We start from the raw sequence: 26,851 nt of genomic DNA, 5'->3' as shown, positions 1-26,851 counted from the left end.
TTTCATTTCAAAGCTCCTGATAATATTTACGTACTATACGTCCGCCATTATCTTCTATCCATTGATTTAGGTCTTTTTCAGATTCACGGTCATACTTGGTAACTTGATTCTGATGGATTAATAATTGTTCGATAGAGATTTCATAATAGGATTCTACCAAATGATTTTCATTTTCAGAAGATTGAAATAGTTTCCATTTTACCGCGCCTGAGCGATACCGTTTATTTCTAATTTTTTTGATTTTCTCAATAGACTTTTCTTTATAGTTCTCATCTACTTCATAGGTGATTAGAACCATAACCCAACCACCATTATCTTTTTCTCTTGAAATAGAAAGTTCAGGCAGGTCTGTTGCCATTTTAAAATTACCATCCTTGGCCATATCCAAAGGAAATTTCATAGCGAGAAAACCAATGACAGCACTAGCTACTCCAGCACCATATAGGCCGTATTGCAGACTTGTAAAATCTACCAGACCACCCCAAACAGCACTTCCTATACCCATACTGCCAGACATTGCCATTAGAAAGTACGCCATTCCTCGTGCGCCAAACCATTTTGGAAGAGCGTGATGCGTAGAGGTCATAACACTAGTGAAGGCTAATTGCCAACAAATACCTGCGATAAAACAGAAGGCTAGCGCAACATAAATCGAGCCTGTAAATCCTATTAAGAAAATACTTGCACCCAATAATGCAGAAACTATGAAGGTCAATTTACTAGACCCCAATTTTTTTGTAATGTAATTAGAAAACAAAACACTTGTCACGGCCCCAAGACCAGCAGCACCGAGAAGGTATCCATAAAGATCTGCCGTACCGCTAAACTGCTCTTTTGCTACTAGCGGTAACAAAGCCCACAATGCGGATGTTGGAAAGAAAAAAAGTATCGCACGAATTATACTGTGATATAAGGCTGGCGTGTATCGCAAAAAACGAATAGAATCTCGCATTGCCCAGCTCAATTTCTGATCAGGAAGGCTGTCTTTTGGTTTTTCATACTTCCAAAAAGCGATAACTATTACCACAGCACCAAATGAAATTGCATCTAACCAAAACGGCATATCGATGGCAAATAGTGTAATCAAACTACCTGCCAGAATAGGCCCTAAAGCTCTACTCAGATTGTATGCGATACCTGTAAGATTGACCGCGGTGCGTAGGTGTTTTTTCTGAACCAACTGAGGGGTAAGTGCAGCAAGAACAGGTCTTGAAAATGCGGCACCTACGCCATTAAGAAACGTGAATATTAGAAGTAAACTAACAGAAGCTTTGTCTAAATAAACAAGGTAGGCGAAAATCAAAGTATTTACTATCAGTAAAGACTGAGAGATTATAATAATTTTCTTTTGATTGTAAATATCTCCAAGAGCACCTGTGGGAATCGCAAGGATAAATAATGGAATAAGCGTAGCGGTTTGTACCAAGGATACCATCAAGGCAGATGAATCTAACTCTGTCATTAACCAACTAGAACCAACAGTAAACAACCAAGTTCCCGTATTCGAAATGAAAGTAGCAATCACGAATAATAGGAAGAATGTATTTTTATATGGGCTTGATGGTTTTTTATCTGTCATTGAAACTTTTAATCTTTTAAAAATCTAAGGTAATTTATTCTTCCAACCCAGGTGAACTCAATTCTTCACCATCGCGTGGTAAATCATATTGAATCCATTCATCAGTTAAGTGAATATCCACTGAATCTAATCTTCCAGGGCCAATATTTTTGTAGGAATGTGGGATGTTTGCAGGACCAACCACCATTGCACCTTCTTCAGCTATAAAAGTGTCATCACCTACAGTGAATTCTGCTCGGCCTTTTATGATATGGAACAACTCATCGTAAGGATGAAAATGAAGATTTGGACCTTCACCAATATTGTCTACTGAATAACGGATGACAACACAGTTAACACCATAGTCACCACCTTTAAAAACGCCTTTAGGAGGGGCTTGTTTCTTTATCCATTTATCTTTTTTTATGTGAATTGGTTCTATTCTTGATTTTTTTGGCATATTAAAGTGTTTTTATTGATTATGCAGGCATTGCTGCTATAGCTTCGATTTCAATTTTTGAAAGTTGATAAGCCAGTCTTGGTACAGGCACTAAACTACAGGTCGGTGTGTATAAATGTTTAAACCGTTTATGTAACTCTTCAATAATAATGTTATGCTTATCTTCTGTATGTTCTACCACATAAATGGTAAACTTAACAATGTCTTTAAGCGCACCACCAGCGGCCTTCATTATGGTTTCGACTCCCTCAATAGCATTAATGCATTGCAGTCTAAATTCCTTGGCGTCACCACCGCCTTGTCCAGCAATAAATACTAATTTTTGACCTGCTGGCACAATCCCAAGATGAGAATACGCTAAAGGTGCTGGGTCGTGTACACCATCAGGATTTGATATGGTAAAACTTCTACCGTTATTATTGAGCTCATTTTTCATTGTATTTTTAATTTAAGTGTTTAAATAGTTCAGCCGATGCCAGCTCTGAGGCAAAGTCGTATTGCAAAGCTACAAACCCTTTACTATAGAACTTGTCGTTTTTAAAATAATTTCGAGCACCAAGACGCATAACATCTGAGTCTTCAATGTCGGTTTTATAATTTATATCATAAAATAAGGTGTGTCGTACTGTAAGATTGTAAAACAGTGAGGTTGACCATTCTTTATTAATGCCTCCATAGTTAAGAATAGCTTCTATTTTATCGGTTTTATAATCTAAAAAACCAAAATACTTACCATCATTTTGTACAAAACTCGTAAAAGCAAAACAACCGAAGTCTATCGTGGCGTGGCTTGCCTACACCTCATTTTGGTAATGATAGCCCAAATTAATACTATTTCCATCCTTTAAAGAATAGGCTAACAACGCGCCAGGACTTCCAGCTTCATTTGCTTTTATTAGTATCGATATTTTTATTACTTTGATGATTTTCAAGCGCCTTTGCATCGTAATTCACAAAAAGATTTATCCAAACGCTTCTTCCTAAACGGGCAATTATGGGATATAGCAGAAATAAGCCAATCGTAATCGCTATGAATGCGTAAAAAGGTCTAAACCCGATAATGGCGTAGGTAAGTACAAATATGGCAACACCAACAGCGACACCTATACCATAGCTGGTATACATTGCACCGTAAAAAAATGAGGGCTCCATCTGGTACTTCAAATTACAGCTTGAGCACCGCTCATTCATCTCTAAAATCTTTGTTGATTTATAAGAATGAGGCTCTTTGAACATCGATTCTTGATGGCATCTTGGACATTTTCCTGTAAGTATGCTATATATTTTAGAACCCTTGAACATTTTACTTCATTTTAGCTAGCCACACTTTTAGAGAACACGTTAATAACAATGACACCAGCAGTAATTAGAACGATACCTATCAATGCCGGGGCATCTAATTTTTGATCAAAACGGAAATAAGCAATCATTGCGACGAGAACAATTCCTACACCTGCCCAAAATGCATAGGCAACACCTACTGACATTTCACGCAAGACCAACGACAGAAAATAAAATGCACTACAGTAGCCTACAACAGTGATTATGGATGGGATAAGTTTAGAAAATCCATTGCTTTCCTTTAGCGCAGAAGTAGCGATGACTTCGCTTACTATGGCGATAATGAGATAAAACCACTTCATACTTTTTCTTTTGTTAGTTTATTTACCGCACGCTCTAGATCCTTGCGTGACTGTATGATGCTCTTGGCCTTTTTTTCTGGTCCGTAGAAAGCTGTCGCCTCGGTTTTAATTGGAGTAATATCAGTTATACCTATATAACCGAAGCAAGCGGTAATCAAGGGTGAAAGGCAGTTATAAGCTTCGGTTGGTGAGGTATTGTACATCCCGCCGCTTGAGGATATTATTATAGCTTTTTTATTTTTCAATAGACCTTCTTCGCCAGTTTCATCGCTTTTGAAAGTTTTACCCGAAACCATCACATTATCTAAAAATGTTTTGAAACTGGACGGAAATGTAAAATTGTACATCGGTAAACCCACCACGTAAATATCTGCATTTTCCAAACGCTCAATTAGCGTATTGCTTTCTGAAAGCAATTGATGTTGCTTAATGCTCAGCTCATCAACTGGCGTGTGTTGCGCATCCATAAACTGTTGATTGATATGGTTGGGCGTATCAACGCTTAGGTCTAAATAATCTATCTCTACATTGCTCGACTCTTTAATGAGGTCGCAAGTATATTTGGTCAATTGGCGTGAGACAGAGCGGTCGCCTCTTATGCTGGAATCTATGTGTAAAATTTTCATAGTAATACATTTTTTAGTTATTAGCCTTTATTGTTTTAGATGAATTTTTGCTTTGTGTGACATGGTCAATTGAAAAGCGACCACCACTCAAAACAATAAGCCCTGCACAGATGGTAAGAACCAATAGATGGTACTCATAACCTTCCATACCGGCATCGTACTGGCCGTTCCAGTTCATCTGAAAACCAATGGCACTGTGTACGGTAATTATAATTATGCAGAATAAGCCGAACATTGCTATGGCATTTAGCCTTGTGGCCGCGCCCAGGATGAGCATTAATGCGCCTGCGGTTTCGATAAATACGGTAGCATATGCTACTATAGCTGATAATTGCATATAGCCTGTGATGAAGCCTTCAAATTCTGCAAAGCCACTTCCCTGTTTTGTACTACCGTGAATTAAGATGACGATACCTAAAGCTATTCTTGGAATGGATGATGCAAGGTTTTCGTTGGTTTTAAATAGTAAATCTTTCATTGTATTTAATTTGTTTCATTATTTAAAATTCTACTCTTACAAAAATTCCCGGGTCGATTTCAAAGTCCCAATCGTCGCCAAACTGAAAAGTGTTGAGTCCCGCACCAACCTGATATTTCTTCCAACTTATCCCAACACGCAATCGCTGGAAGCTGAAATCGTGACGGTCATTATTAAAGTTGGTTGAGTTCTGTAACTGGCTGAAGAAGCTAATTTTCTCGTCGATAGGGAACTTGTATTGCGCTAAAATATAGAGCTCGTAAAAGGGATTATCTCTTACCTCAGTAGTAAAGTTTGTGGTAATCAAAAACTTCTCAGACGCCTTTGCCCATTGTATTCCAGCTAGAGCACTACCACGTCCTTCTAATATTCTTGCACCTACTACGGGTCCAAAACCCTTCCAGACATTATGGCCTATTACATTATAAGATACAAAGGTGGTTTCTTCGGTATTATATTCTACGATGGCTTCGTTTAAGCTAAAAAGGGTAAGCTTATAATCCTCATTAAGTGGCTTGAAGAACCAGCCTTCCAGAGTAAGATTATCGGCAGTTGTAAATGCCTCAAGAGTAGTTTGTGCATAATTTGCTTTCGCGAAAGCGAAAAACAGACAGAAAAAACCTATTTGTTTTAATTTCATAGCATACAGTTGTTTTGTTTGTTACAAAATTATTATAGTGCCTTAATATTCTATTTATAGTATTTAAGGTAAAAATGGTAAAATTTGAGGTTATCTCCGATACTTATGTGGTGTCGTACCTACTGCTTTTTTGAAATACTTTACAAAATTTGAAGACTCTTCAAAACCCAGTTCTTCGGCAATTATCGTAATAGTTTTATTGGTCTGGTTTAAAAGTGATTGTGCCTTTAAAATTAGATACTCTTGTATAATGGCGTGAGCTGTGCGGTGCGATGCTTTTTTAACAGACTCTGATAAATAAGCGCTACTAACATTTAAAAGCCTGGCATAGTCTGCTATTTTCAATTTATAGTTGGTTTGTGCTTTAATAACATTTTCAAACAAAAATGTTATCTCTTGCGCGCGATTTAAAAAGTTACCTTTAGTACCTGCATCGCTATAAAATTCTTTGACTTTTTCTAATATAATAGTAAGGTAAGAGCGTATGATTATTTGGTTATTTGGGTTGTTTTTAAACTCGAAGAGTAGGTTTTGCATTAAATTAATAATTGTTTCCTGCTGTTTTTCGGTTAAAAAAAGTACTGGCGTCGCGTGAAGATTTAGAAACGGATATCGCTGGTGAAATTCCATTTTGTTCTTTGCTGTACCCAATATGTCGTACTTGAACAGTACCATAAACCCAATAGAGTCCGGGTTAAATCCATTTATCTCCCAGGACGCTATTTGGTAAGGTGTAGTGAAGGATAATACATTGTCTAGGGCGTTGAAATCGGTATTACCAATTTTCATATTGACGTCGTGACCGTAGCCGAAGGACAGTTCAAAAAAGTCCTGCTGATAAGGACCAAACTTGAACGGCTCATTTTTAAAATGGTCTTCTATCCTTAAAATATGTAGTTCTTCGCTGGAAGCGGTTGTAGAAATATTCCAATCTTGAAGGAGGTCTTTTATGTTGTGGTAGAGATTCAATGTGTTACGTTGTTGGTCTGTTTTAGTGATTTAATCTCAAGGTGCGATTAGGCAAGAGAAAACTCAAACCCTTTTCTTAAGAGTGACACAATCTCATCATCAATTTCCTCTGCCGTTGTTACCCTGATATGATGCGCATACTTCTTACCCCAAGGTGCTCGTTTAAAAATACGTTCTGAGGTGAGCTCCTCATCAAAATAAAATTTTATATCTAACACACGTTGCATAGGTTTTACAATAAGCCACGCTTTTTTTGAGGTAAAAACAATACTGTGTTTTGAAACACCTACCTCATTGGGCTCCCATTGTGAGGTTAGTATAAGTAATTTATCAAATGCCAGTACCAAGTCGTCGGGCTTTTTGAGAAAAAGCACTCCCATATCAATTTTTGTACAGGTATGCGATTGATTATCGCTTTTAAAATTGCGTTTGCATTTAGGACATCGCCACATAGCAATTAGATTTTTGCAAAGAGAGCAAAGCATCTCCAGGTTTTAGTATTAATTTATTAACATGTCTCATTTCTTGCCTGTCATCAGAAATTAGATGTATACGCATATTTGTATCATGATGGGTGAATACGCCCTTGTGATTTTTAGAATAGAATCCTATGATGGTAATAACGGGTGATCTTTCTTTACTGGCATTATTCAGACCATTTACGGTATATAAAGCTCTAGGCCCTACAGTGTTTGCATAAACACCTATGTTGCCGTTTAACTCGCCCCGAGCATAAGCTGCAAAAGATTAGTTGCCCTCGTGATTAACATTTACCCATCGTATTTCATCCTGCCTGCTTATCGTATCTATTAACGAATTAAGTGCATCTCCTGTCACACCAAAAATGTGTTTCACTTTTTCATTTTGCAGAATTTAAAGCAATTGTTCTGACACGTTTATAGTATTTTAAAAGTTTATTACTTTGTAATCATATATCTATAACAAAGAGTTCCTTGTTTTTTGATATATGAATTTATCTAGTGTCAACTTATGACACGTGTTCATAAGCAATGCGCCATCCATCATCAGTGTGCACTAGCATCTGAGTGGCATTACGTTGCAAATCAATTGATTCATTATTAGTAAATGTCATCTTCCCCTTTGCGTCAAAAGAGACAAAAGCCCTATTGTCAAATATTTCAGTTTCTATATTGTAGATTTCTAAAATCCCACCTTGTTTTACCATATCCCAAGGTGCAGCAAGTTTAGGCATTACATTTTCATAGCCCTGAACCTTAGTTGGTGCTTCCTTATCTATCATTTTAAAATCAGGGTCAATGATGGTTAAGCTTTTATTCTGCAAATAAACCTGTCGAGCCTCATCAATATTAAAAGGGGAGTCGGCGCTTTTATTCCATAGGTTTTTATACGCGTTTTGAAGCAACTTTTCGATGTTTTGTGTTTCTGAATTTTTCATTTTTATTTATCAAATTGTTTTGAGTTATAGTAAAATTGTTCTCGAATAATCTGACCAGTACAGTGTTGGTATGATCGATGTACGGATTAAGTTAATCAATGATGGGTCTGTGTTTTGAAGATGCTGTAGGACTGAATTCATATCTTTCAACTGCCTTTTAGTTTTTCCCCTTTCTTAGAGAGTTTTACTAGTTCATCTATTCTTTTATTTCTTGTTTTTTCGGTTTTCGACAACTTAAGCCAGCGCAAGGCAAAGCGTTTACTACTGTCATTAATGGCATCAAAAAACTGAAAGGCACCTTCTTTTTCTTTTAAAGCCGTTTTTAAATCATCAGGAATTATGAGTGCATCTACGTCATCCAGAAAATTCCAAAGACCAGATTTCTTACCCTCTTCTATGGACTGATAACCTGCCTCGTGCATTTTGTCCTCATCAATTAATCGCTTTGCTCTTTCTTTATAAGTTTTAGACCAATGCTGGACCTTACGAGGTGTAACAAGTTGCATGGTGCGCTTATCATCTAATTTTAATCGTCTACCATCTATCCATCCAAAACTGAGCAATTCATCAAGAACTTCATCAGTAGAAACATATATTTCTGGCGAGCTTTTTTTGAAAGTTATGAGCCAAATGCTCTCTTTTTGAAAATGGTTTTTCAAAAGCCAATCACGCAATTCTTCCTGCGATTTGATTTCTACTTGTTCAAATCTATCTTTATCCATAGTGTTTAGATTTTTCCTTTCAACCTATCCAACCTCAAATAAGCGTTCATTATATCAGCCTGCAATTCAGCAATAATGATTTCTGCATCGAGCAAGGCGGTTTGAGCATCTCGTATATCAAGGTTGGTAGCCTTACCATTTTTAAAGCGTTCTTCTGTTCTGGTAAAAGCCTCTTGAAAGGTGATGAGGTTTACTCTTTCTCGTTCCAGTTGCGTTTCGAGTATTTGAATTCTATTGACCTCGGTAACAGCATCGGTCAATAATCTAGATTGAAGTTGCTCTTTCTCGATTTCTATGGATTCTTTTTGCAACTCTGCAGAGCGTATGGCCGTACGCGTTTGTGACCCATCAAAGATGTTAAACCGTAAGGTAGCGCCTACCGTATAACCTATATTGGTGATTTCGGCAAGCTGTTGCAGGTCGTTTTCCTGATAAAAGGCACCGTAATTTGCAAATACATCTAGTTGTGGCATTGTTCTGGATTTTGCCAATCCTATTTCATAATCAGAGGTCACAATACCTTGCTCTGCGAGTAATAATTGCGGATTGTTTTTCAATATTTCCTGTTGAATGGAAGGTATATCCTGCAAACCTTGTGGCGCGTACATCACACTTACACGATACTGCTGTTCCGGTTGATAGCCTATAACAAAATTCAAATCCCTAATGAGATTGTTTTTTGTGAGTAGAACCTGGTCAAGTAGCGTTTTATCGCGGTTAAGATTACTCTCGGCATTCAAAACGTCTAAGCCCGTCGCTTTTCCAAACTGCTTTTGGTCTTGTATGCGCTGAATTCTATCGCTGGTAATCTCGATGTTTTGCTTTAACAGTTCTTCACGTCGCTGAAGTTTTGCTATTTCAAGAAACAGAGTAGAAACTTGTACCAGGGTTTGATTAATGGTCACCTGTTGCTGGTAGTGCGCTATTTGATTGGCACTTTCTAAAATCTTATAGCGATACCGACCAGAAAAACCAGCAAAGACTGTATAATCTGCCTGAACGACACCTTGAGCTGTGAGAGCCGCCACACCACTCTCGTCAAAACTTTGTGTCGCCGGTGCTGGCGGTGGCTGGAACGTTCTGATAGTCAAATCAGTTTGATTGTTCGTATAATTACCACTACCTATAAGATGTATAGATGGTAACAGCCCAGCGTTTCCTATGGAATATTGCTCTTCGGCTATTTCAGATTGCTTTCGCTCTATCTGTATAGAAAAGTTGTTTTCTAGCGCTAGTGCCATTGCCTGCTCCAAGGTCAATGATTCTTGTATGGCTGATTCTTGGCTGTATCCCGCTTTCGCGAAAGCGAAAAAGAGTACAACAAGTGCCGTAGGGATAGATATAAATTGATATTTCATTAGTATTCGATTTCATTTTTTTCTTCGGTTAATTCGATATCCAGAGATGCGACAGTTGCCTCTTTATTTCCTCTCAGTTTTTTATGATAGAACAGTTTAAACCCGTTTACTGAAGTGAGTACACTAGGTAAAAAGATAAGCGTAAGTACCATACCGAAGATGAGTCCATAGGATATGGCAATCGCCGTAGGTTTCAGAAACTGAGCACTTACTGAATTGTTCAGTAATAAAGGTGCGAGACCCAAAACGGTAGTTATTGTAGTGAGTACGATAGGTCTAAATCTTGAAATAGCGGCCTCTCTAAGACTGTCTTTAGCCTCTTTTCCTTTTTTGAGGAACTCATTGTAAGTGGACATCAAAACCAGACCGTTGTTAATGAGGATACCCCAGAGCGCAATCATCCCCAGAAATGAGAAAATACTTACGGGTATACCGTGTATAAACGAACCCCAAGCCACGCCCACAAAGGCAAATGGGAGCATTGCGAGTATAGTCATCGTTTTACCAAACGAGCGGTAATTGATGAGAATGAGTGTAATGATTAAGATAAGGATGACCATTGATGGACCACCGCTACTTTCTTGAGTTTCCGAACTTTGTCTAGCCTCACCTTCAAGGGTATACTTGATGTTAGGAAACTTTTCCTTGATTTCTTTTAAGATGGTACCTTCTGCTTCGCTTAGTACCGCTGGGACTGAGGTAGTAAGACTCGCTACATCAGCCTCAACTCGTATTTCTCTAATACCACTCTGATGATTGATACTGCGCACACCCTCGATTTCTCTAAAAGTCGCTACTTCACCTATAGGGATAGATGCACCGGTTGGTAAACGCAAGCGTGCATCCTTCAGCTGGTCTAGGTTTTTTCTATCACTCTCGTCATAGCGTAGCCAGATTTTCACTTCTTCATCGCCACGTTGCAGGCTTTGCGCCTCAAGACCAAAATATCCTTTACGTATTTGGTTAAAAACCTGCCCTTCAGACAACCCTAAGAATTTGGCCTGTGGTTTAAGCACCATTTTCAGTTCTGGCATTCCGGTTTTATCGGTATCTGTGACGTCTTTAAGCTCGTCTTGATTTTTCAGGTAATTGCGCAGCATGGTTTTTGCCTCACGCATATCTTCCAGATTGTTGCCCAGCAAGGCGATAGAAACAGGTTTACCGAAGACCGCGATGCTGCCATATTTCAAATTGGTCGCCTCTGGAATACCGCCAACTTCCTCGCGGATGCGGTCTGCAATTTTAAAGCTGAGGATACCACGTTCATCACCAGGCATCATATAGACATTAATACGACCTTCGTCACTATTGGGTCCGAGGATACGCTCTGTATATTTCACAACGTCAACACTATCCTCACGCTGGTTTGTGTAGTATTTATTGACTTCCCAGATGGCATCTTCAATCCTTTTGAGTTTTTGGTTTGTGATACTATCTGCTGTTCCTAAAGGCAATTCCAGTTGTGCGGTAATGACATCTTGGTCAATAGTAGGGAAGAAGGTACTTTTAATAAGACCACTACCCAAAGCGCTTACGGTCAAGATCAGCGCTAACACCACGCCTACAATTCCTACCCAAGGTAACTTTACTGAAAAATTAATGACACGGTCATAAACTTTGTCCCTGAACCAGAGTAAACTGTTATTTGTCTTTTGAGTAAGTTTCCACGGTTTATCGTTTTTACTTAATGCCTTAGAGCGGGCAATATGCACTGGTAGAATAAACATACTTTCTATAAGCGCGATAACAAGTGTTGCACATACCACAAACGAAATATCACTGAAATAATCACCTAGCTGACCGTCTATAAAAAAGAACAGCGAGAAAGCAAGAGCCGTGGTACTGAGGGATGCTACAATGGCAGGAATAACTTCTATGGTACCTCGCACGGCTGCTTTAAGCGGACTATCGCCATCGGTATATCGCTGGTAAATATTTTCGGCGACCACCACACCATCATCAACAATAATTCCTAAAACGACGATGGTACCAAAAAGCGATACTTGATTAATAGTCAAATCATAAAAGTTGGAAAGCACGAACATCCCAAGCAAAGCGACAGGAATTTTAAACGCTACCCAAAAGGCTACCCGAGGATGTAGAAAGAGACCCAGTACAATGAGTACCAAAAGAATTCCTTGCCAAGCGTTGTTCTTTAGCGTTCCTATAGCTTGATTGAGCGAGATACTTTTATCCTCTACAATTTGCGCTTTAATGTTCTGGTGTGTGGCATTGAAGGTGTTGATATAGTTTGCTACATACTCGGCATTTTCAAGAATGTCTTCCTCACTACGACTGTTAATAGTCATCATTACCGCTTTCTCGCCGTTGAGATATACAGCATCGGGCTTATCGGCAAACTGATCCTTGATGACCGCGATATCGTCTAGCGTAATTATCTTACCATCTGCAGTTGCTTTCACAGGAATATCACGAAGACCACGCGCGGTGTAGGAACGATTGTCCAGTCGCAACAAGATTTCTTTGCTACCTGTTTCAATTTTACCACCAGACGCTTTTAGGTTTGCCTGTTGTATGGCCACGCTAGCTTCGTCAAAAGTGATTTGGTATTTTCTTAGTTCGCTTTCGCGAAAACGCACCTCGATTTCTTCATCAGGAAAACCAGAAATTGCAACTTGTGACAGTTTAGGGGATAGCAAAAGTTCATCCTTAATATTTTTTGCATAGTCCTTTAGTTCTCTCAAACTGTTACTACCCGTAACACCTACGGTCATCGTGTAGTTGACTATTTCTCGTTTGCCTATACTCGGTTTTTCTACGGCATCTGGGAACGTGGTAATGCGGTCTACGGCATTTGTAACGTCTTGTAGAACCTCATTGGGATCTGCGTCGTCTAGAATTTCGACCTCGACACGTCCTAAACTTTCTGATGAAGTCGAGGTCACGCGTCTTATGCCTTTGATTCCGTCTAAATTATCTTCAATTTTATTGATGACTTCTTCTTCTAGCTCTTGTGGTGAGGCACCTCTAAAAACAACACTTACATCTATAAAACTTACTGGCTCTGTAGGCAAGAAGTTTGAGCGCATTTGCAGTACGGTAATGAGCCCTAGAACAACGATTAATCCGACGACGATGTTAGAAATCATCGGTTTCTGGATGAGGTAGGTAATTAGCTTTTTCATCCTACTGTGTAATTTTTAGTCCTGAAACTGGATTATCAAATGTGTTGAGTATGACCTTGTCGCCAGACTCAAGACCCCTTACTGTGATGCTATCTAGCTGTGTGTTGAGCAACTCAACTGGTTTTTTTACAATTACATCATTTTGAAGAATGTGTACTGTTTCATCACGGTAGATCGTTTTCTTCGGAAGGCGTACGGCATTATCATACGTCCTGTTCATAACTTTACCCTGAAGATAAAGCCCAGCCTTAAGCTCTGGATTATCTACCGAAAAGAAGATGGGAATGTTCTGTGTTTGCGCATCAACCACATCGTTGATACGTACGACTTTTGCCTCGTACTCATCGCTGTCTTCGGTAGCGCTGAATGTTACGATATCCCCCTCTTTCAGGTCTTTTGAAACTGCAAAGGAAACTGCGGTCTCAATTTCATAATTATCTCTGCTGATAAAAGTGCCCAAAGGCTGTCCTGGTGATACCAGACCACCTGCATCTACTCTTGTATCTGTAAGTGAACCATCAAACGGTGCAACGATGGTGTATTTACCCAATCGATTTTCTTGTGACTTTATCTGGTAATACGTGTTGTATACGCTATTTGATGTGACAAAATATTTTTCTGAGTCACTTTTTGGTTCAGGAAGTGGCGGTAAGGACTTACTTACATCGTAAGAATTAACATAGCTGAGCCAATTTTGATAGTTATCAGGATAATCTGCCTTCAAATCGGGCATTATACCTGTTAGTATATTAAGAAAGGCATTTTTTTGTGATTGAACGTTGTAGCTAAATTCTGTAGCATTAATGCGTAAAATGACCTGACCTTTTTTAAAGCTATTTCCAGTTTTAAAAGGCTTTGCACCAGAGCCTATACGACCTTGTACCTCTGCAAGAAGGCTAGTTGAGTTAGTAGGTACCACACGACCGGTAATCACGTTAAAATTCTGTATCATCCTGGGATTAACCTCATAAAGACTTAGGTCACTTTTTCTAATAACTTGTACTGAACTTTCAGTTTGTGGATTGTTCTTTGATTCTTGCTCTTTATCGTTATCGCCACCACAAGATGTGAGCAAGATGCAACACGCAAGTAGCGATGCAAATAGAGTTTTAATTTTCATAGGGTTCATTTTTAATTTATTGCGACTATTAGTCATTTTTGAGTTCAAAAAAAAATCTTTTGAGTTATGTTGTTTTATTGGTTTTGAAGTGTAGGCGTATACTTTTTGTTGTTTTCCTTTTAACTGGTTATAAACAGCAGGGCTTAATATAAAGTGTTGTTCAACGAGTTCTTTGTTTTGAACTGCAGCTGCAGAAATAATGATATCTGTTTTATTCTCGTGACATTGTGATAATAATCTAGCGGTAGTATTGAGCACATCACCATGATAGACTAGGTGTTTTACATCGCGACCTATCTCACTCTGCACGACCTCGCCACTATGAATAGCACATTTAAATTTTGGTTGTAGGTGGTATGCATTCGCGAAAGCAGAACTTTGTTCTTCTAAATAGACTTTGAAATCTTTAAAAAGCTGTAGTGCTCTTAAATCGGCATTCTTTGTTTCAGCTTTCCAGGTAATAACGGCTTCATCCCCTACATATTGATAAACTTCAAACGAAGAGACAAAGACCAGCTCGTTGAGCATTCTGAAGCAATCCCGTAATAGCTTAGCATAATCTTTACCACTCAGTTGCTCGGCTAGACTAGTAGCGTCATTCAGGTCAATGAACATAAAACCACGGTCGACTAACTTTGGCTTCATAGAGTTTCCCATTGATTGTGCCATCAATCGGAAAACATTACCCGAACGACGCTCTAGATTTGAAATAAAAAACATTAGCGTACTTACCATTGCGAAATAGAAGGTAAGCGCACCAAAATATGAGTTGCTCATTACGTTTAGCAGTCCTTCAATTATCCAAATTTTCTTTATGACAAAGTGGAAACCAAAAAGGATTAATGAGGCGAAATAAAAGACTATCACAGACAAAACAATAAGCACTAGACCTCTAAAAGCATTAGAATAGCCCCATTTAAGCAATTGATTGCCAAAATTTTTATAGGTAATACTAAATGCAGAAATAATTATCAATGCGCCATTTGTAATTGCAACAAACTCAAGAAAGCTAACGCCACGCACCATCGCTTGATTTATTGAAGAAATACCAATGAGCAAAGTGATTATAAAAAATATATTCGTCGCTACTTGTGCGATTAAGGAAATGATAATATGGTTCTTGAGTCGTTTCATATCATGCTACAGAAATGGCTTTCATAATAAATTTGTTGAGCGGCTGTAGTGTCACAAAAGCTTCTTCTACATAATCTACAAAGTCATCACTTACAACAAGTTCTTGAGTTAGTTTTACTTGTGCCGTGAGGTTGTTATAGCGTAATAACTCGATGTGCTTGTGGTCATTGCTATAGTTACGCGGTGATGTCTTCAGCTTATCGGGGTCATGTGCCAGACCACCGAAGAAATCTTGAAATTTCTTATCTTCTAATATGTCCCTAAGTTCTTCACCATCATAATCGATAGCTTCTCTTACTTGTTTAAGTACTTTCTTTTCTGGTCGCCACAACCCACCACCGATGAAGGAATGACCAACGCCGACAGAAATATATATACGTGCGAAAGCGTCACCCTTATTTATAGGAGAACAGCTAAAGTGGTCTTTATAGATAGGTTTATTGGGGTGAAACTGACGGTTGTTTGTAATACGCATAAGCGTGTCTTTTGGCTTGAAATTCTGGAAGTAGTTATCGTGTTTGACCAGTTTATCAAGGATTAAATCCACTTCTTCAATCCATCTTTCTTTTGCCGTATGGTAGCGCTCACGATTTTCATCCATCCATTCCTTTGAGTTGTTATTACTCAAATCCCTTAAAAACCTAAATATATATTCTTTTTGTACCATAACTTATAATGACTGTAAGTCATATTAATTAAAAAAAATTATGCTCCCATCCCTTTAATCATAACGTCTACATAGGCTTCCATCAGTTGCTTTTGTGTAATCTCGTCGTTGTTTTCTATAAATATTCTTTTTGCGTCGAGAAACTGCATTACGCCCATACAAGAACCCCAAGTCATATAATTTGCGACAAGCGGTTCGATATCCTTTCTTATATGTCCTTTTTCCTGTTGAGAGGCAATATGACTTGAATACCAATTTGTAAGCTTATTGCTAATTTCGAGATAAGCGTCAGAGATGGTAAGAAACTCGGGTCTTTCCATATAGACCAAAAGTTCAAAATATCTACTCTGGTCTTGGCCAAAATAGTAACAAGACATAATCACTGCTCTCGTTTTTTCTATACCCTCAGGACTGTTTCTCTCACTTAACTTGAAATAGTTAAGCAACTGATTAAGTGCCTTAATGCTTACTTCTGCCAGCACATCATCTTTAGTTTCAAAATATTTATAGACTGTTCCTTTTGCAATACCTAAGGATTCAATAACCTTGTCAATAGTAAAATCATTTACACCTACGCGTTGCAGTACAGCATCTGCTGCCATTACAATTTGTTCACGACGTTCTAATGGGCTAAGATGTTTACGAGTTGTAGTCTTCATTCGTTGACTTAAGGTCATTTTTATGCAAAGTAAACTAATAATTAATTATTGTTTGATCTTTTTAACTAAATTTTAAACAAGTTCAAAACCTTCCTCATTTTACTATTCAATCAAAATCTTTTAATTAATCAGTTTTTGAGAAAGCGAGGCTACATAAAATAATCATTATAGAAGCCGCGTAGAAGAATAGAAATAGACATTAAGGTAATAATCCACATATTTATAGAGGTCAGCCCATTGGAATACTAATTTTTTTTCACGGTCTTCGCAAACCCCTACAAGAGTGGGGTTTATATCGGTTATCGCATCCAAATGGTCGAAGGTTGTTTATCGTAGCGTGGTAACTGAAAAAGTATGATATCTTTTCATTGCGATGTCGTCACAAAATGAGGTTTAGTGGGTACTTTTTAATAAAAATAAGGCACATTAAAGAATGGTCTTTTTAAAGGTGATTCTGGTTAATGCCTAAGGCGAGTATGCTCGTAACTTTGTAGTATAAAATTTAAGCACAATGAAAACTTTACAATCACGCAGTATAAAAGCTACACTCATTTTTATGATAGTAACGAGCGTACAAACCTTAAGGTCTCAAGAATTAATCGCGTATTCAGCGCCTAATTTTGAAAGAGTTTCGGTAACCAAGGTTAAATCGGAGCGTTCTAAAAGCACCATAGCATTATTATCAATTATAGATGACGGTGAATTTAATTATCGAAATGCTTTAAGAGCATCTCGTAAAAACAAAAAACTTTATTACGACAAAGGTGTTATAAACAGCGAAACGCAAATGCTTAAAACTTTAAAAAGGGCTGCGCGAAAATCAGATGATTTTCAGGCTTTCAACCATTTTTTGAAAAAAGAGAATCTTCCGTTGCTAAATGGTCTTACTATCTCAGAGCAATTAGAAGTTTATGAACGCTTTAGAGCTTCTACGTTTCAAGGGTATTTGGACCAATTGGAAAATGACGGCGTTGTCTTTTTCTGAAAAACAAAATTACAATTCGATTAAATTTTTAAATGTAGCTTTTAGGAGTTTAAGCCAAAGTTAGTAATGATATCAAATCAGCAAGCTTTTATTAAAAGTACTATTGCTCTATTAAAAATTTTCTGCGGTATCGAATTGTTGTAGAAAAACTATTTTATCGAAATAATCTTAGACACTATTTTCAATTTTTTTTGAATTCCGCTTACCTCAGGAAGATGAGCCTGATTTGAGAGCTTTACGAGAATCATACATTCTTACTAAATTATATATAAAAAATGAAAGAAAAGTTATCGTTATCCCGTTATAAAATCGGGATAAAGTTATGTTTGGTATCGATGTAATAAGTTGGCAACAATCAAAACTAGAGCGAACAATTTATTTTTATTTATCAAAGTTTAGCTATTTTCTATAATTTAATTCTATATATTTGTAATTAGTTACGTATTTAATAACATATATAAATGAATTTTGAAGAAATTGGTGAAATGGCACTAGGAAGCCGATTACGATATTTAAGTACAAAGGTTACGGAGGATGCCGAAAAAATCTATAACGCTTACGAGATACAACTAAAACCAAAATGGTTTCCAGTGTTCTATTTTTTATCTAATCAAGAAAAGGGAAAACCCATTACTTCCATAGCAAATGCTATTGGACATTCGCATCCATCGGTTATCAAAATCGTACATGAAATGTCAAAAGCAGAATTGGTAACCGAGCAAAAAGACCCTCTTGATGGACGCAAAAACAACATTCTATTAACTAAAAAAGGAATGGAAGTAACCTCAAAAATAGCGGAACAATACAAAGACGTTGAATCTGCCATAAAAAATATGCTGAAACAAACAAAGCACAATATTTGGCTGGCTATTCAAGAGTTTGAATACTTGCTTGAAGAAAAATCTATACTAACGAGAGTATTGGAAGAAAAAAAACTGAGAGAATCATCTGATGTTGTCATTCTTGAATTCTTGCCAGAACACCATTCCGCTTTTCGAGAACTCAACGAACAATGGATTACACGATATTTTAAACTCGAAGATGCAGACAGAAAAGCCTTAGACGACCCACAAAGTCATATATTAGACAAAGGCGGAAAAATTCTGGTAGCAGTACAGAATGACGTTGTACTTGGCGTTTGTGCATTACTCAAAATGCAAGATGTCAAATATGATTATGAATTGGCAAAAATGGCGGTTTCCCCGAAAGCAAGAGGTAAAGGAATTGGCCATTTGTTGGGAAAATCAATCATAGAAAAAGCCAAAGAACTTAATGCTTCTGACTTGTATTTGGAAAGCAATACTATCTTAAAACCTGCTATAACATTGTATGAAAAATTAGGGTTCAAAAAAGTCTCTGGACATTATACACCATACGAAAGATGTAACATTCAAATGGAACTCACATTAAACTAATTTCAAAATGACTTTTCAAAATAAAATAGCAATTGTAATCAAGAATGATTTGTTGGATTGGCAAAAACTGAATGTAGCATCATTTTTAGCAAGTTCAGTAGCAATAAAGTTCCCTGAAACTCACGGAAAATCTTTTATTAACGCTTCAAATTCTGAATTCCTACCTTTTATCAAGCAACCTATAACCATTTACAAAGCCGATGATCAACCTCAAATACAAAGAGCATTCAACCGAGCAAGACAAAGAGAACTAAACATAGGAGTATATACGAATCGGTTTTTTGGAACAAAAAATGAAGATGAAAATCATATTGAAATTGGAAAGACTTCAGACGAAAATCAAGAACTCGTAGGCATTATAATTTATGGCGAAAATATGAAGGTGAACAAAGCGCTGAATGGATTAAAATATCACAATTAAAACCACTAAACAAGCGAATTAAGTTCGGAATGAGACTTACTTCAATGAAAAAATAACTGTTGTCGACAGCGTATAACGCCAATTGTGCTGAAGTGTAATGCTAATGGAAACTCGGAAAATGATACAAAAATCCCATTTTTTAATTAAATTTCAGGAAATATGACCACATCTGACTTTGTAGAATCCCGTTCCCTGCAAGCTAAAAAAACATTCAGAAATGAAATTAAACGAAATTGAAATAAAGACTACCAATCTTAATGATATTGGCAATTTCTATCAAAATACATTAGAACTACCAATTGAGAGAATTGATAAAAATTCAATCAAAGTTATCATAGGACAATCTACTTTGAAGATAATTGAGGATACGGAAAAATCTGAACCGATATATCATTTGGCTTTCAATATTCCGAAGAACAAGTTACAAGAGGCAATTAGTTGGTCAAGCGATAAAATCCAATTAATAAAAAAAGAGGATGAGGTATTGATTGCCAATTTTGAAACCTGGAATGCTAACTCGGTCTATTTCTTTGACACAGATGGAAATGTATTAGAATTTATAGCAAGACAAGATTTGAACAACGAAGAGTCAAACGAATTTAATAGCAATCAAATTTTAAACATTAGCGAAATAGGAATAGTGCAAACCAAGCCAGACGAATATGGAAAGGAGTTGATTGAAAAATTCGATCTAAAACTCTTTGAGAAAAATCAAAATAGCGAATTGTTCACAGCAGTTGGTGATGATCATGGTTTGCTGATTATTGTGAAGAATAATCGAAATTGGTTTCCGACAGAAATCCCAGCAACAAGTAATTGGACAAATATTACGCTAACCGAATCAGACAAAGAAACAACTATTAAAATAAGAAAATAAAGTAATAAGGTAATTAATGTATTAAAATAATAGCGGTTTAATCACTTGATTGAAATGAATTAATAAGAAAAGGTTGGTAATAAACCAAAAAGTTAGGCACAAAATCCCAACTGTTCATAGACGAGGACCTTTAGGGGGTGTCATTTTGAAAATGAAAAACGAAAAATTATCTCTTCAACGTAAGCAATTACTGCAATCGCAGGGCGATGTAAATACGAAGATTTACTTTGTAGAAGAAGGCTTGCTGCGAAGCTATTTAATAGATAGTAACGGAAAGGAGCACACCTATATGTTCAGCCCTTCTGGTTGGTACATAGGAGATAGCAATCCGCCTGAAACTAAATGTCAATTATTTATTGAAGCACTAGAGCCATCTGTGGTTATCCCGCTTGATAAGCAAGTAGCATTAGAACAACAGGAAAAAATGACACTGGTTAATCGAATTGCCCGATTGCAGGAACGCGTTTTAATGCTAATGAGCTCATCCATTATAGATAGATACCATCACTTCCTAGAATTATATCCAGACTTATCCCAAAGAGTTCCCCAACATATGATTGCTTCTTATTTAGGTGTAACACCTGAGGCACTTAGTAAAGTTAAAGGAGATACCATTAGAAATAGAAAATCTTAATATTTATTAATGTTTTTGACCATTTGTATGCTGAAATTTGCCTTCTACAAATTCAAAAACAGAAATAATGAACATTATACTTACAGGGGGCTATTCTGGTATCGGATTAGAGCTACTTAAAAAATTAATTGAGTATCTAGTCAACCGAAAAGTAGTTGCGTAAAACACGATATGTTGATTATAAAATAACCTCAAAAAAACCGTCCTACCTTAAACGCTGCAAACGTATGCGTATCGCTTGAGTTGAGCGCACCCGTGGTAAAATGGTAGTTCAACAATAACTTCCAGTTGTTTTTTTGAAAGCCAAAGCCAGCAGAGGCGTTAAAGATAAAGTTGTTCATCGCATCAAAGTCAAAAAAATCATCATCTTCAAAAATGTTGCCTTGTACCGTACCATCAAAAGCAGAAATGCAATAACCTACGGCACCATCAAAATAAAATTCGGTATCAGAATTTATGAGACCGCTGTTCGAAGCTATAGATTGTGTGATAGGTTTTAACTTCCCTAAACGAAAATGTAACATAGGGTGTACATTGGTATGTATTGCTCCTATCGACACTTTTACATCACCATACACATCAAAATTAGTTGCTCTATAAAGCGATTGTATCCATTGCCCGAGTAGGTTAAAGGCCAGTGTATTTTCCAACTGTTGGTTCCAGCCTTGCAGCTTCTCATCGCCTATAATACCGTGAAACCAGTTCTGTATTTCCCCAGCCTGTGATTGAGGCCCTAAAATTCCTAAATCTACACCCAAAGTAATGATGTAGTTTTCATAATACGAAGCAATACTGTAGTTGAGGTAGCTTAGTCCGGCATACGGCCGCTCTTCGGTGGGGATGGCTTCACCTGTTCGTTCGTTATACTCAGGAGTATAAGCTTCAATATTTAATGAAACGGAATGAATTGCCGTTTTTCTAGTAGTAAACCAGCTGGATAAAAATTTGGCGTCGGGTTGAATCCATTTAAAATCTGCATTTAATCCGTAAGAGTAGTATCGGTCTGTACTGTCAAAAAAGACTAAAAAATCATTGTCGTGCCCTAAAGTGAGTACATACTTAGGTGATTGTTCTTTATGTAAAGACACTTGTGCAGAACCTATTTCTAAATTGGCAAACATACAGAGCAAAGTCGCCATAAAAAGTTGAATGGTCTTTGTGAATCGTTTCATTATTTTTTGTCGTTTTTTTTGAATGTAGAGCTTTCGCGAAAGCATAACTCATCTATGCGAAAAAGCCACTTACTTAAAAGCAGCTTGCAAGATAAATACCTCTTTTCGTTTAGGTTCTTAAGAAACTCTTTTAGAAGCGATAGCCTACCATAAGTTGAAAAACCCCATTTCTAAGATCATCATTTCCCAAACCATCATTAAGATCGGTTACCCCGATGTTGTATCGTATATCGGCCAATAGCCCGAAGTCAAATTGGTATCCCAAAACAATGGGGATGCTAAGGTCAAAAGTTTTCAAGTCATCTTTAATGTCGGTCTCTTGGTTCCCATTTTCAAAATCGGCATTAAGCAAAAAACCAAACTGAGGGCCAGTCTGCCCGTAGAAACCATCTACGAAGTAATACTTTGCCGTAAGCGGAAAATTGAGATAATTGAGCTTGAATTTAGCGTCGTCGCTATTCTCAATTTCTGCACCTTGTGAAGAGAATAACGCGTCTAACTGCACCGAAAATTGATCTGTTATCGTTAGCTCGCCAAAAATACCTGCTGAAAAGCCATACTTTACTTCGGTATCCTCCAGGTCGCCAGTAAAGTTGGCAGCATTAAGCCCTGCTCGTACGCCATAATGAAAATCTTGTGCTACCATGGCAGTTGTACACAAAATTAGAATGATTAAGGTTGTTGATTTTCTCATTTTTTTGATTGTTTTTAGGGTTTAACTTTAGTACAAAGTTCTATAGAAGTGTTACTTGAGAATGGTCATTTTTTATGGTTTTATGGTCATTTTTGTGGCATATTATTTTTTTACATCAATTTTAACGGTTCACAAAATATCACCTCGAATCAATTTTGATTCGTCACTTTTTAAGGTAAGCGTAGCACTTTTTGAAGGATAAATAGCAACATAAAAAAGGTCACTTCTTGTAAAAAAGATGACTTTAACAGAGGTAAATCAGAAAAAACGATTACTTGCTTTTCTGATTGAAGTAAACAATAAGCGACTGTCTATTTACTTAAGCATTTCCAAAAAAAACTTACTATAATCCCTTTAATTCCTACCACATAATAGGCTCTATTTGAAGGTACCTTTACATAGAATTTAAAAACGAAATATTGTGAAACGAACGTAAATTTTCATCATTTTAAATGAACACAATGAAATGATTGAAATTTATGTGAGTTCCTGAATTCATTCAAAAAATTTTTGAACATTCAGAAATCGAAAAATTTTAAACGTATGAAAACTTCAAAAACTCAAGACCTTATATCTATAAGCCTTATCATTATTTTTATGATTGTAGCCGTAAAAGCCTATTCACAAACCAAAGACGCTATCCTTTTTCAGAACCAGGTGATCACCCAGGTGATACACAAGGGAGAAATGCAGGCCACAGAAACGACCATTACCGAACTGGTAATATTTAAAGAAGCGATAGACAATCAGCAGTTTCCTTTTGAAATTGATAAGGAAGTGCTGAAAAACCTAGCTAAGTCCGAAAGCCGACAAGATAGGAAAGTGTTGGTGTCCGAAAAACCCTTACTGTTAAGGTAGGTTCCTGTAACCCCTCAACAAATACTGCGTGTTATTTTTTGACATGGTAAAAGATTCAATTATGGTTCCATTCCAGTTCTGATGAACTCTTTTTACTAGAGTAGTTTATTTCTCTAAGGTAGTTGTGGTAGCATTTTAAGGATGAGCATTGGCCCAGATCGAGCCATTTTTAAAGTATTCTTTTTTCCATATCGGAACCATTTCTTTAAGTGTGTCTATAATATATTTGGTGGCGGCTATAGCATCTGCTCTATGGGTAGAGCACGTACCCACAAACACAACGGTTTCTCCTACAACCTTTGTAGATAAACAGTGCCAGAGTATTACTTTTTTAAGGTTGAATTCGCTTAGTGCTACGTCTGAAATTTTAGCCATTTCCTTAATAGCCATTTGCTCATAGCTTTCAAAAAACAATTTTTTTACTTCAAAGCTGCCACTCATACTAGGTACTGTTCCTATAAAAATAGACTGTGCGCTTGCTTCTGAGTTTTCCAACTGTTCTATGGCTTTAGCAATGTTAATGGTGTTGACCAGTTGTATGGATTGGTTTTTTTTCTCAACCGCCGCTAACGGGCGGAATGATTGCGATTTCGTCATCCAGATATAAGTTTTGATGGTTATCTGCGTATTCTTGATTTACAGCAATACTGTAAGTGCCTATCGTGCTCATTTTGGGATATTGTTTATTCAAAAATTCTTTCAAATCACTTACGGTCATCGGTTTATCTACATTCAATGTTAATGTTGACTCACCTATAATATCCTTTGATATTCCAAATGTTTTAACTCTCATACTTTTGCTCGCACTACCGTAAGGTTCGTTATAATCGTAAATGTAGATTTGTGGCTTCACTTTATTATGTCACTTTTTCTATATTTTCTGTCACTCCTTATATATGATGAAAATGTTCTTTTTGTGCCCTCTAACCTGAGAAAAGTGTCATAACTAAGCATTTGTATATGGTTATCTTTAATTTTAAACCCGGATTGTACATTAGAACTTCGTTATGAGACTTTTAATGCATAATCTGAATTAATCAAATAGAATGGGTACGCTATAGATCATTATTTTTTTTATACTTAAGAATAATGAATGCAGTTTTTTGTCTGTAGCGTACAATAATTGAAATTTTAATTTAATGCAGGAACAATCTATTGCTTACTATGATACCATAGCCGATTTACTCAAAGGTTTGAAAACGGTACGTGCTAAACATCTGCATTTTCATATTCACAGATTAGAAGATGCACCGGATAGCCAACTTAATCATACCGGACTTTACCGCAGTAGTACCTATGTAGTTATTCTCTTAAAGGAAGGAACAGCTACGTATAAAATAGGATTGCATGATTATACAATGTGCCGTGGTTCTCTATATTTTTTGGGGCCAAGGCATTTACGACATTATCATCGAGATACCAATAATTGGGAAGGTTTTGTATGTCTGTTCTCTGATGATTTTACCACAGAAATCAAATTGACAACGCATTACAGCGATTATCCTTATTATTCTTTAGAAGGACAGCAAAAGTTTCAACTTAATGATTCGCAATTAGAAGTCTTTTTAAACTATTTTAAACAGTTGTACGAGTATTACCAACGCAACTCTATAAATTGTTGTTGGCATCAGTTGCATATTATATTAGAAGAAGCAGGCGTGGTGTGCAAATACAAATTAGATAATTCTCCTAAGGATGCCGATAACGAATTGGTGATCAACTTTAATTCGGCATTAGAACATCATTTTTATGAATTAGTATCAGATAAAATTGAACATTTGTTTTCGGTTAAAGATTATGCTGAAAAACTTTTTGTACACCCTAATCATTTGAGTGATGTACTAAGAAAAATGACGGGTCGGTCTGCCAGGCAACTTATTACAGAGCGGCTAATCCTTGAGGCAAAGTCGTTGCTTAAAAATAGTAGGATAAGTATTACCCAGGTGGCTTACATTTTAAAGTTTTCTGACACCAGTTACTTTACTAAATTTTTCAAGAAACATACAGGTATGACGCCTTCAGAATTTATGGCGCAATAAGAAATTTGAAAAATAGTCTAAAAAGCTCAGTTTGTGTATAGAAAAATTTTCGCGAAAGCGCTATTCCCAAAATGTAATGAGTTCATCCTAATTAAAAATTTTTAGTATTTTTTTCTTTTAAATGTGAAATCTTGACTACCGATTTAGTAGCGAGTACTTATTTAGTATTGAAAGAAAAAGATCAAAAAAAATTAGAAAGGCTTATCGCCATTATAGACCGCTGTCATACGCCCAAGAAATTAACTCCTACATTTCTTGCAGAGGCATTCAATGTATCTAAACGAACTATATATAGAGATATTAACACACTTCAGAAGGCAAATATTCCGATACTTATCAATAAAGAACAGGGAGTATATTTAGCAAATTCACTAGATGTTTTTGTATCTGATCTCAGTGAAGAAGAAATTCGTGCCCTTTACATAAGTAAGCTCCATATAAAATGCCATTCCCCTGAGTATTATCAGGACTTTGACAATGCTGTGAAAAAGCTGTTCGAAAATCTTCCATTATCCATTCAGACCTCCATAAGGGATATAGTGCATCGCTAATATTCATAAGTATTTGCTAAATTTTCAATGTTGTGACAATACGTTGTCACGATGTACTTTTATATTAAGCCAAACTAAAAAAATGAATGGTATGAAAACTCAATTATTAGAAATTACAACAGTCAAAGAACTTTACCTTACGCAGGTAGAAGATATGAGCAATGGATGCGAAAAATCACGTTCATCAATACAGAAAATTAAAGATAAAGCTCAAGACAAAGAAGTCAAAGAATTTGTTGGCATTGCATTGAGCGCAATGGACAAAGCTTTGGAGATTTTTGACGGAATATTTGAAAACCATAACCGGCATTTCGACAATACCCAGAACAAAGCACTTACGGCATTGGGCGCTGAAGCTGAGGCATTGGTCTTAGAACAGGACTACGAAAAATCACAACTCAGGGATTTAGCCATTATCAGTAAACTACGTAACCTTATACATTATCCTATTGCTGGTTTTGAAACCTTTATTACGTTGGCCAAACATATGGGGCTTGAAGAAGATCTCAGCTTACTTCAAAAAGATGGCAAATCAGTAATTTCTAACGATGATGCCATCAAACAAATGCGTGATATGGAACAACGTTTATTAAGTGAGTTGTCATAGG

30 protein-coding genes and 1 pseudogene are annotated in these 26,851 nt (G+C 36.8%); 9 read left to right on the top strand and 22 right to left on the bottom strand.

The window, feature by feature from the left end:
* Window positions 1-7: 7 nt before the first annotated feature.
* The 18 genes and pseudogenes from J8281_RS02780 to J8281_RS02695 form a co-directional block, all read right to left on the bottom strand.
* The gene (locus tag J8281_RS02780; protein WP_210196049.1) at window positions 8-1,579 is read right to left on the bottom strand and encodes an MFS transporter; all 1,572 of its coding nucleotides are present in this window, start codon (window positions 1,577-1,579) and stop codon (window positions 8-10) included.
* Window positions 1,580-1,613: 34 nt separating this feature from the next.
* Window positions 1,614-2,018 (bottom strand): cupin domain-containing protein, encoded by a 405-nt coding sequence (locus tag J8281_RS02775; protein WP_210196048.1) that lies wholly within the window; start codon window positions 2,016-2,018, stop codon window positions 1,614-1,616.
* Window positions 2,019-2,037: 19 nt separating this feature from the next.
* Window positions 2,038-2,454: a RidA family protein gene (locus J8281_RS02770; RefSeq protein WP_210196047.1), complete on the bottom strand. Its 417-nt coding sequence runs from the start codon at window positions 2,452-2,454 to the stop codon at window positions 2,038-2,040.
* 446 nt (window positions 2,455-2,900) lie between these two features.
* The gene (locus J8281_RS02765; RefSeq protein ID WP_371812576.1) at window positions 2,901-3,209 is read right to left on the bottom strand and encodes a DUF983 domain-containing protein; all 309 of its coding nucleotides are present in this window, start codon (window positions 3,207-3,209) and stop codon (window positions 2,901-2,903) included.
* A 122-nt stretch (window positions 3,210-3,331) separates the two neighbouring features.
* Window positions 3,332-3,661 (bottom strand): multidrug efflux SMR transporter, encoded by a 330-nt coding sequence (locus J8281_RS02760; RefSeq protein ID WP_210196045.1) that lies wholly within the window; start codon window positions 3,659-3,661, stop codon window positions 3,332-3,334.
* The gene (locus J8281_RS02755; RefSeq protein ID WP_210196044.1) at window positions 3,658-4,287 is read right to left on the bottom strand and encodes an FMN-dependent NADH-azoreductase; all 630 of its coding nucleotides are present in this window, start codon (window positions 4,285-4,287) and stop codon (window positions 3,658-3,660) included. Before J8281_RS02755 ends, J8281_RS02760 begins: the two co-directional genes overlap by 4 nt.
* 13 nt (window positions 4,288-4,300) lie before the next feature.
* Entirely contained in the window at window positions 4,301-4,765 is a 465-nt protein-coding gene (locus tag J8281_RS02750; protein WP_210196043.1) for a DoxX family protein, read from the bottom strand.
* A 22-nt stretch (window positions 4,766-4,787) separates the two neighbouring features.
* Entirely contained in the window at window positions 4,788-5,405 is a 618-nt protein-coding gene (locus J8281_RS02745; RefSeq protein ID WP_210196042.1) for a hypothetical protein, read from the bottom strand.
* Between the two features lie 90 nt (window positions 5,406-5,495).
* Window positions 5,496-6,374, bottom strand: coding sequence for an AraC family transcriptional regulator (locus tag J8281_RS02740; protein WP_210196041.1), 879 nt, complete (start codon window positions 6,372-6,374; stop codon window positions 5,496-5,498).
* Window positions 6,375-6,421: 47 nt separating this feature from the next.
* Window positions 6,422-6,754 carry a DUF5655 domain-containing protein gene (locus J8281_RS02735; protein ID WP_210196040.1) on the bottom strand — a complete coding sequence of 111 codons (333 nt, stop codon included), beginning with the start codon at window positions 6,752-6,754 and terminating at the stop codon, window positions 6,422-6,424.
* Window positions 6,755-6,809: 55 nt separating this feature from the next.
* Window positions 6,810-7,244, bottom strand: a pseudogene (locus J8281_RS19920) (thiamine pyrophosphate-binding protein).
* A 118-nt stretch (window positions 7,245-7,362) separates the two neighbouring features.
* The gene (locus tag J8281_RS02725; RefSeq protein WP_210196038.1) at window positions 7,363-7,791 is read right to left on the bottom strand and encodes a nuclear transport factor 2 family protein; all 429 of its coding nucleotides are present in this window, start codon (window positions 7,789-7,791) and stop codon (window positions 7,363-7,365) included.
* 146 nt (window positions 7,792-7,937) lie between these two features.
* A complete protein-coding gene (locus J8281_RS02720) occupies window positions 7,938-8,513 on the bottom strand; it encodes a YdeI family protein (protein WP_210196037.1) in 576 nt (191 codons plus the stop codon).
* 5 nt (window positions 8,514-8,518) lie between these two features.
* A complete protein-coding gene (locus J8281_RS02715; protein WP_210196036.1) occupies window positions 8,519-9,871 on the bottom strand; it encodes a TolC family protein in 1,353 nt (450 codons plus the stop codon).
* Window positions 9,871-13,017 carry an efflux RND transporter permease subunit gene (locus tag J8281_RS02710; protein WP_210196035.1) on the bottom strand — a complete coding sequence of 1,049 codons (3,147 nt, stop codon included), beginning with the start codon at window positions 13,015-13,017 and terminating at the stop codon, window positions 9,871-9,873. Before J8281_RS02710 ends, J8281_RS02715 begins: the two co-directional genes overlap by 1 nt.
* Before the next feature lies 1 nt (window position 13,018).
* Entirely contained in the window at window positions 13,019-15,271 is a 2,253-nt protein-coding gene (locus tag J8281_RS02705) for an HlyD family efflux transporter periplasmic adaptor subunit (RefSeq protein ID WP_210196034.1), read from the bottom strand.
* Between the two features lies 1 nt (window position 15,272).
* Entirely contained in the window at window positions 15,273-15,938 is a 666-nt protein-coding gene (locus J8281_RS02700) for a DUF2461 domain-containing protein (RefSeq protein ID WP_210196033.1), read from the bottom strand.
* Between the two features lie 38 nt (window positions 15,939-15,976).
* Window positions 15,977-16,597 carry a TetR/AcrR family transcriptional regulator gene (locus J8281_RS02695; RefSeq protein WP_210196032.1) on the bottom strand — a complete coding sequence of 207 codons (621 nt, stop codon included), beginning with the start codon at window positions 16,595-16,597 and terminating at the stop codon, window positions 15,977-15,979.
* A gap of 511 nt (window positions 16,598-17,108) precedes the next feature.
* Here J8281_RS02695 and J8281_RS02690 point away from each other — a divergent pair.
* The 5 genes from J8281_RS02690 to J8281_RS02670 all read left to right on the top strand — a co-directional run bounded on the left by J8281_RS02690 (window position 17,109) and on the right by J8281_RS02670 (window position 20,929).
* Complete coding sequence (locus J8281_RS02690; RefSeq protein ID WP_210196031.1) at window positions 17,109-17,582, top strand: hypothetical protein; 474 nt, start codon at window positions 17,109-17,111, stop codon at window positions 17,580-17,582.
* Window positions 17,583-18,043: 461 nt separating this feature from the next.
* Window positions 18,044-18,997, top strand: coding sequence for a bifunctional helix-turn-helix transcriptional regulator/GNAT family N-acetyltransferase (locus J8281_RS02685; RefSeq protein ID WP_210196030.1), 954 nt, complete (start codon window positions 18,044-18,046; stop codon window positions 18,995-18,997).
* 7 nt (window positions 18,998-19,004) lie between these two features.
* A complete protein-coding gene (locus J8281_RS02680; protein ID WP_210196029.1) occupies window positions 19,005-19,418 on the top strand; it encodes a DUF2000 domain-containing protein in 414 nt (137 codons plus the stop codon).
* A 217-nt stretch (window positions 19,419-19,635) separates the two neighbouring features.
* Window positions 19,636-20,295, top strand: a complete 660-nt coding sequence (locus J8281_RS02675; protein ID WP_210196028.1) for a glyoxalase — start codon at window positions 19,636-19,638, stop codon at window positions 20,293-20,295.
* A gap of 73 nt (window positions 20,296-20,368) precedes the next feature.
* Window positions 20,369-20,929, top strand: coding sequence for a Crp/Fnr family transcriptional regulator (locus J8281_RS02670; RefSeq protein ID WP_246848939.1), 561 nt, complete (start codon window positions 20,369-20,371; stop codon window positions 20,927-20,929).
* 191 nt (window positions 20,930-21,120) lie between these two features.
* Here J8281_RS02670 and J8281_RS02665 read toward each other — a convergent pair whose 3' ends face one another.
* Together J8281_RS02665 and J8281_RS02660 are read right to left on the bottom strand one after the other, a co-directional pair.
* Complete coding sequence (locus J8281_RS02665) at window positions 21,121-22,101, bottom strand: lipid A deacylase LpxR family protein (RefSeq protein ID WP_210196027.1); 981 nt, start codon at window positions 22,099-22,101, stop codon at window positions 21,121-21,123.
* A 130-nt stretch (window positions 22,102-22,231) separates the two neighbouring features.
* Window positions 22,232-22,795 (bottom strand): porin family protein, encoded by a 564-nt coding sequence (locus tag J8281_RS02660; RefSeq protein ID WP_210196026.1) that lies wholly within the window; start codon window positions 22,793-22,795, stop codon window positions 22,232-22,234.
* A gap of 543 nt (window positions 22,796-23,338) precedes the next feature.
* Here J8281_RS02660 and J8281_RS02655 point away from each other — a divergent pair.
* Window positions 23,339-23,653: a hypothetical protein gene (locus J8281_RS02655; RefSeq protein WP_210196025.1), complete on the top strand. Its 315-nt coding sequence runs from the start codon at window positions 23,339-23,341 to the stop codon at window positions 23,651-23,653.
* A gap of 135 nt (window positions 23,654-23,788) precedes the next feature.
* Here the strand turns inward: J8281_RS02655 and J8281_RS02650 are convergent, their stop codons facing one another.
* Together J8281_RS02650 and J8281_RS02645 are read right to left on the bottom strand one after the other, a co-directional pair.
* On the bottom strand, window positions 23,789-24,250 hold the full coding sequence (locus tag J8281_RS02650) for a molybdenum cofactor biosynthesis protein MoaE (RefSeq protein WP_210196024.1): 462 nt from the start codon (window positions 24,248-24,250) through the stop codon (window positions 23,789-23,791).
* Entirely contained in the window at window positions 24,210-24,506 is a 297-nt protein-coding gene (locus J8281_RS02645; protein ID WP_371812569.1) for a MoaD/ThiS family protein, read from the bottom strand. The genes J8281_RS02650 and J8281_RS02645 overlap by 41 nt, the downstream gene beginning before the upstream one ends.
* 286 nt (window positions 24,507-24,792) lie before the next feature.
* Here J8281_RS02645 and J8281_RS02640 point away from each other — a divergent pair, with 286 nt between their 5' ends.
* The 3 genes from J8281_RS02640 (at window position 24,793) to J8281_RS02630 (ending at window position 26,850) form a co-directional block, all read left to right on the top strand.
* On the top strand, window positions 24,793-25,692 hold the full coding sequence (locus J8281_RS02640; RefSeq protein ID WP_210196023.1) for a helix-turn-helix transcriptional regulator: 900 nt from the start codon (window positions 24,793-24,795) through the stop codon (window positions 25,690-25,692).
* Window positions 25,693-25,823: 131 nt separating this feature from the next.
* Window positions 25,824-26,243 (top strand): YafY family protein, encoded by a 420-nt coding sequence (locus J8281_RS02635; RefSeq protein WP_210196022.1) that lies wholly within the window; start codon window positions 25,824-25,826, stop codon window positions 26,241-26,243.
* A 91-nt stretch (window positions 26,244-26,334) separates the two neighbouring features.
* Window positions 26,335-26,850 carry a DUF892 family protein gene (locus J8281_RS02630; RefSeq protein WP_210196021.1) on the top strand — a complete coding sequence of 172 codons (516 nt, stop codon included), beginning with the start codon at window positions 26,335-26,337 and terminating at the stop codon, window positions 26,848-26,850.
* Window position 26,851 lies beyond the last annotated feature (1 nt).

The organism is Aquimarina sp. U1-2 (genome assembly GCF_017897595.1).
Classification (GTDB): Bacteria; Bacteroidota; Bacteroidia; order Flavobacteriales; family Flavobacteriaceae; genus Aquimarina.
Note: the sequence above shows the minus strand (reverse complement) of the source record. Positions and strands in the feature narration are given on the sequence as shown.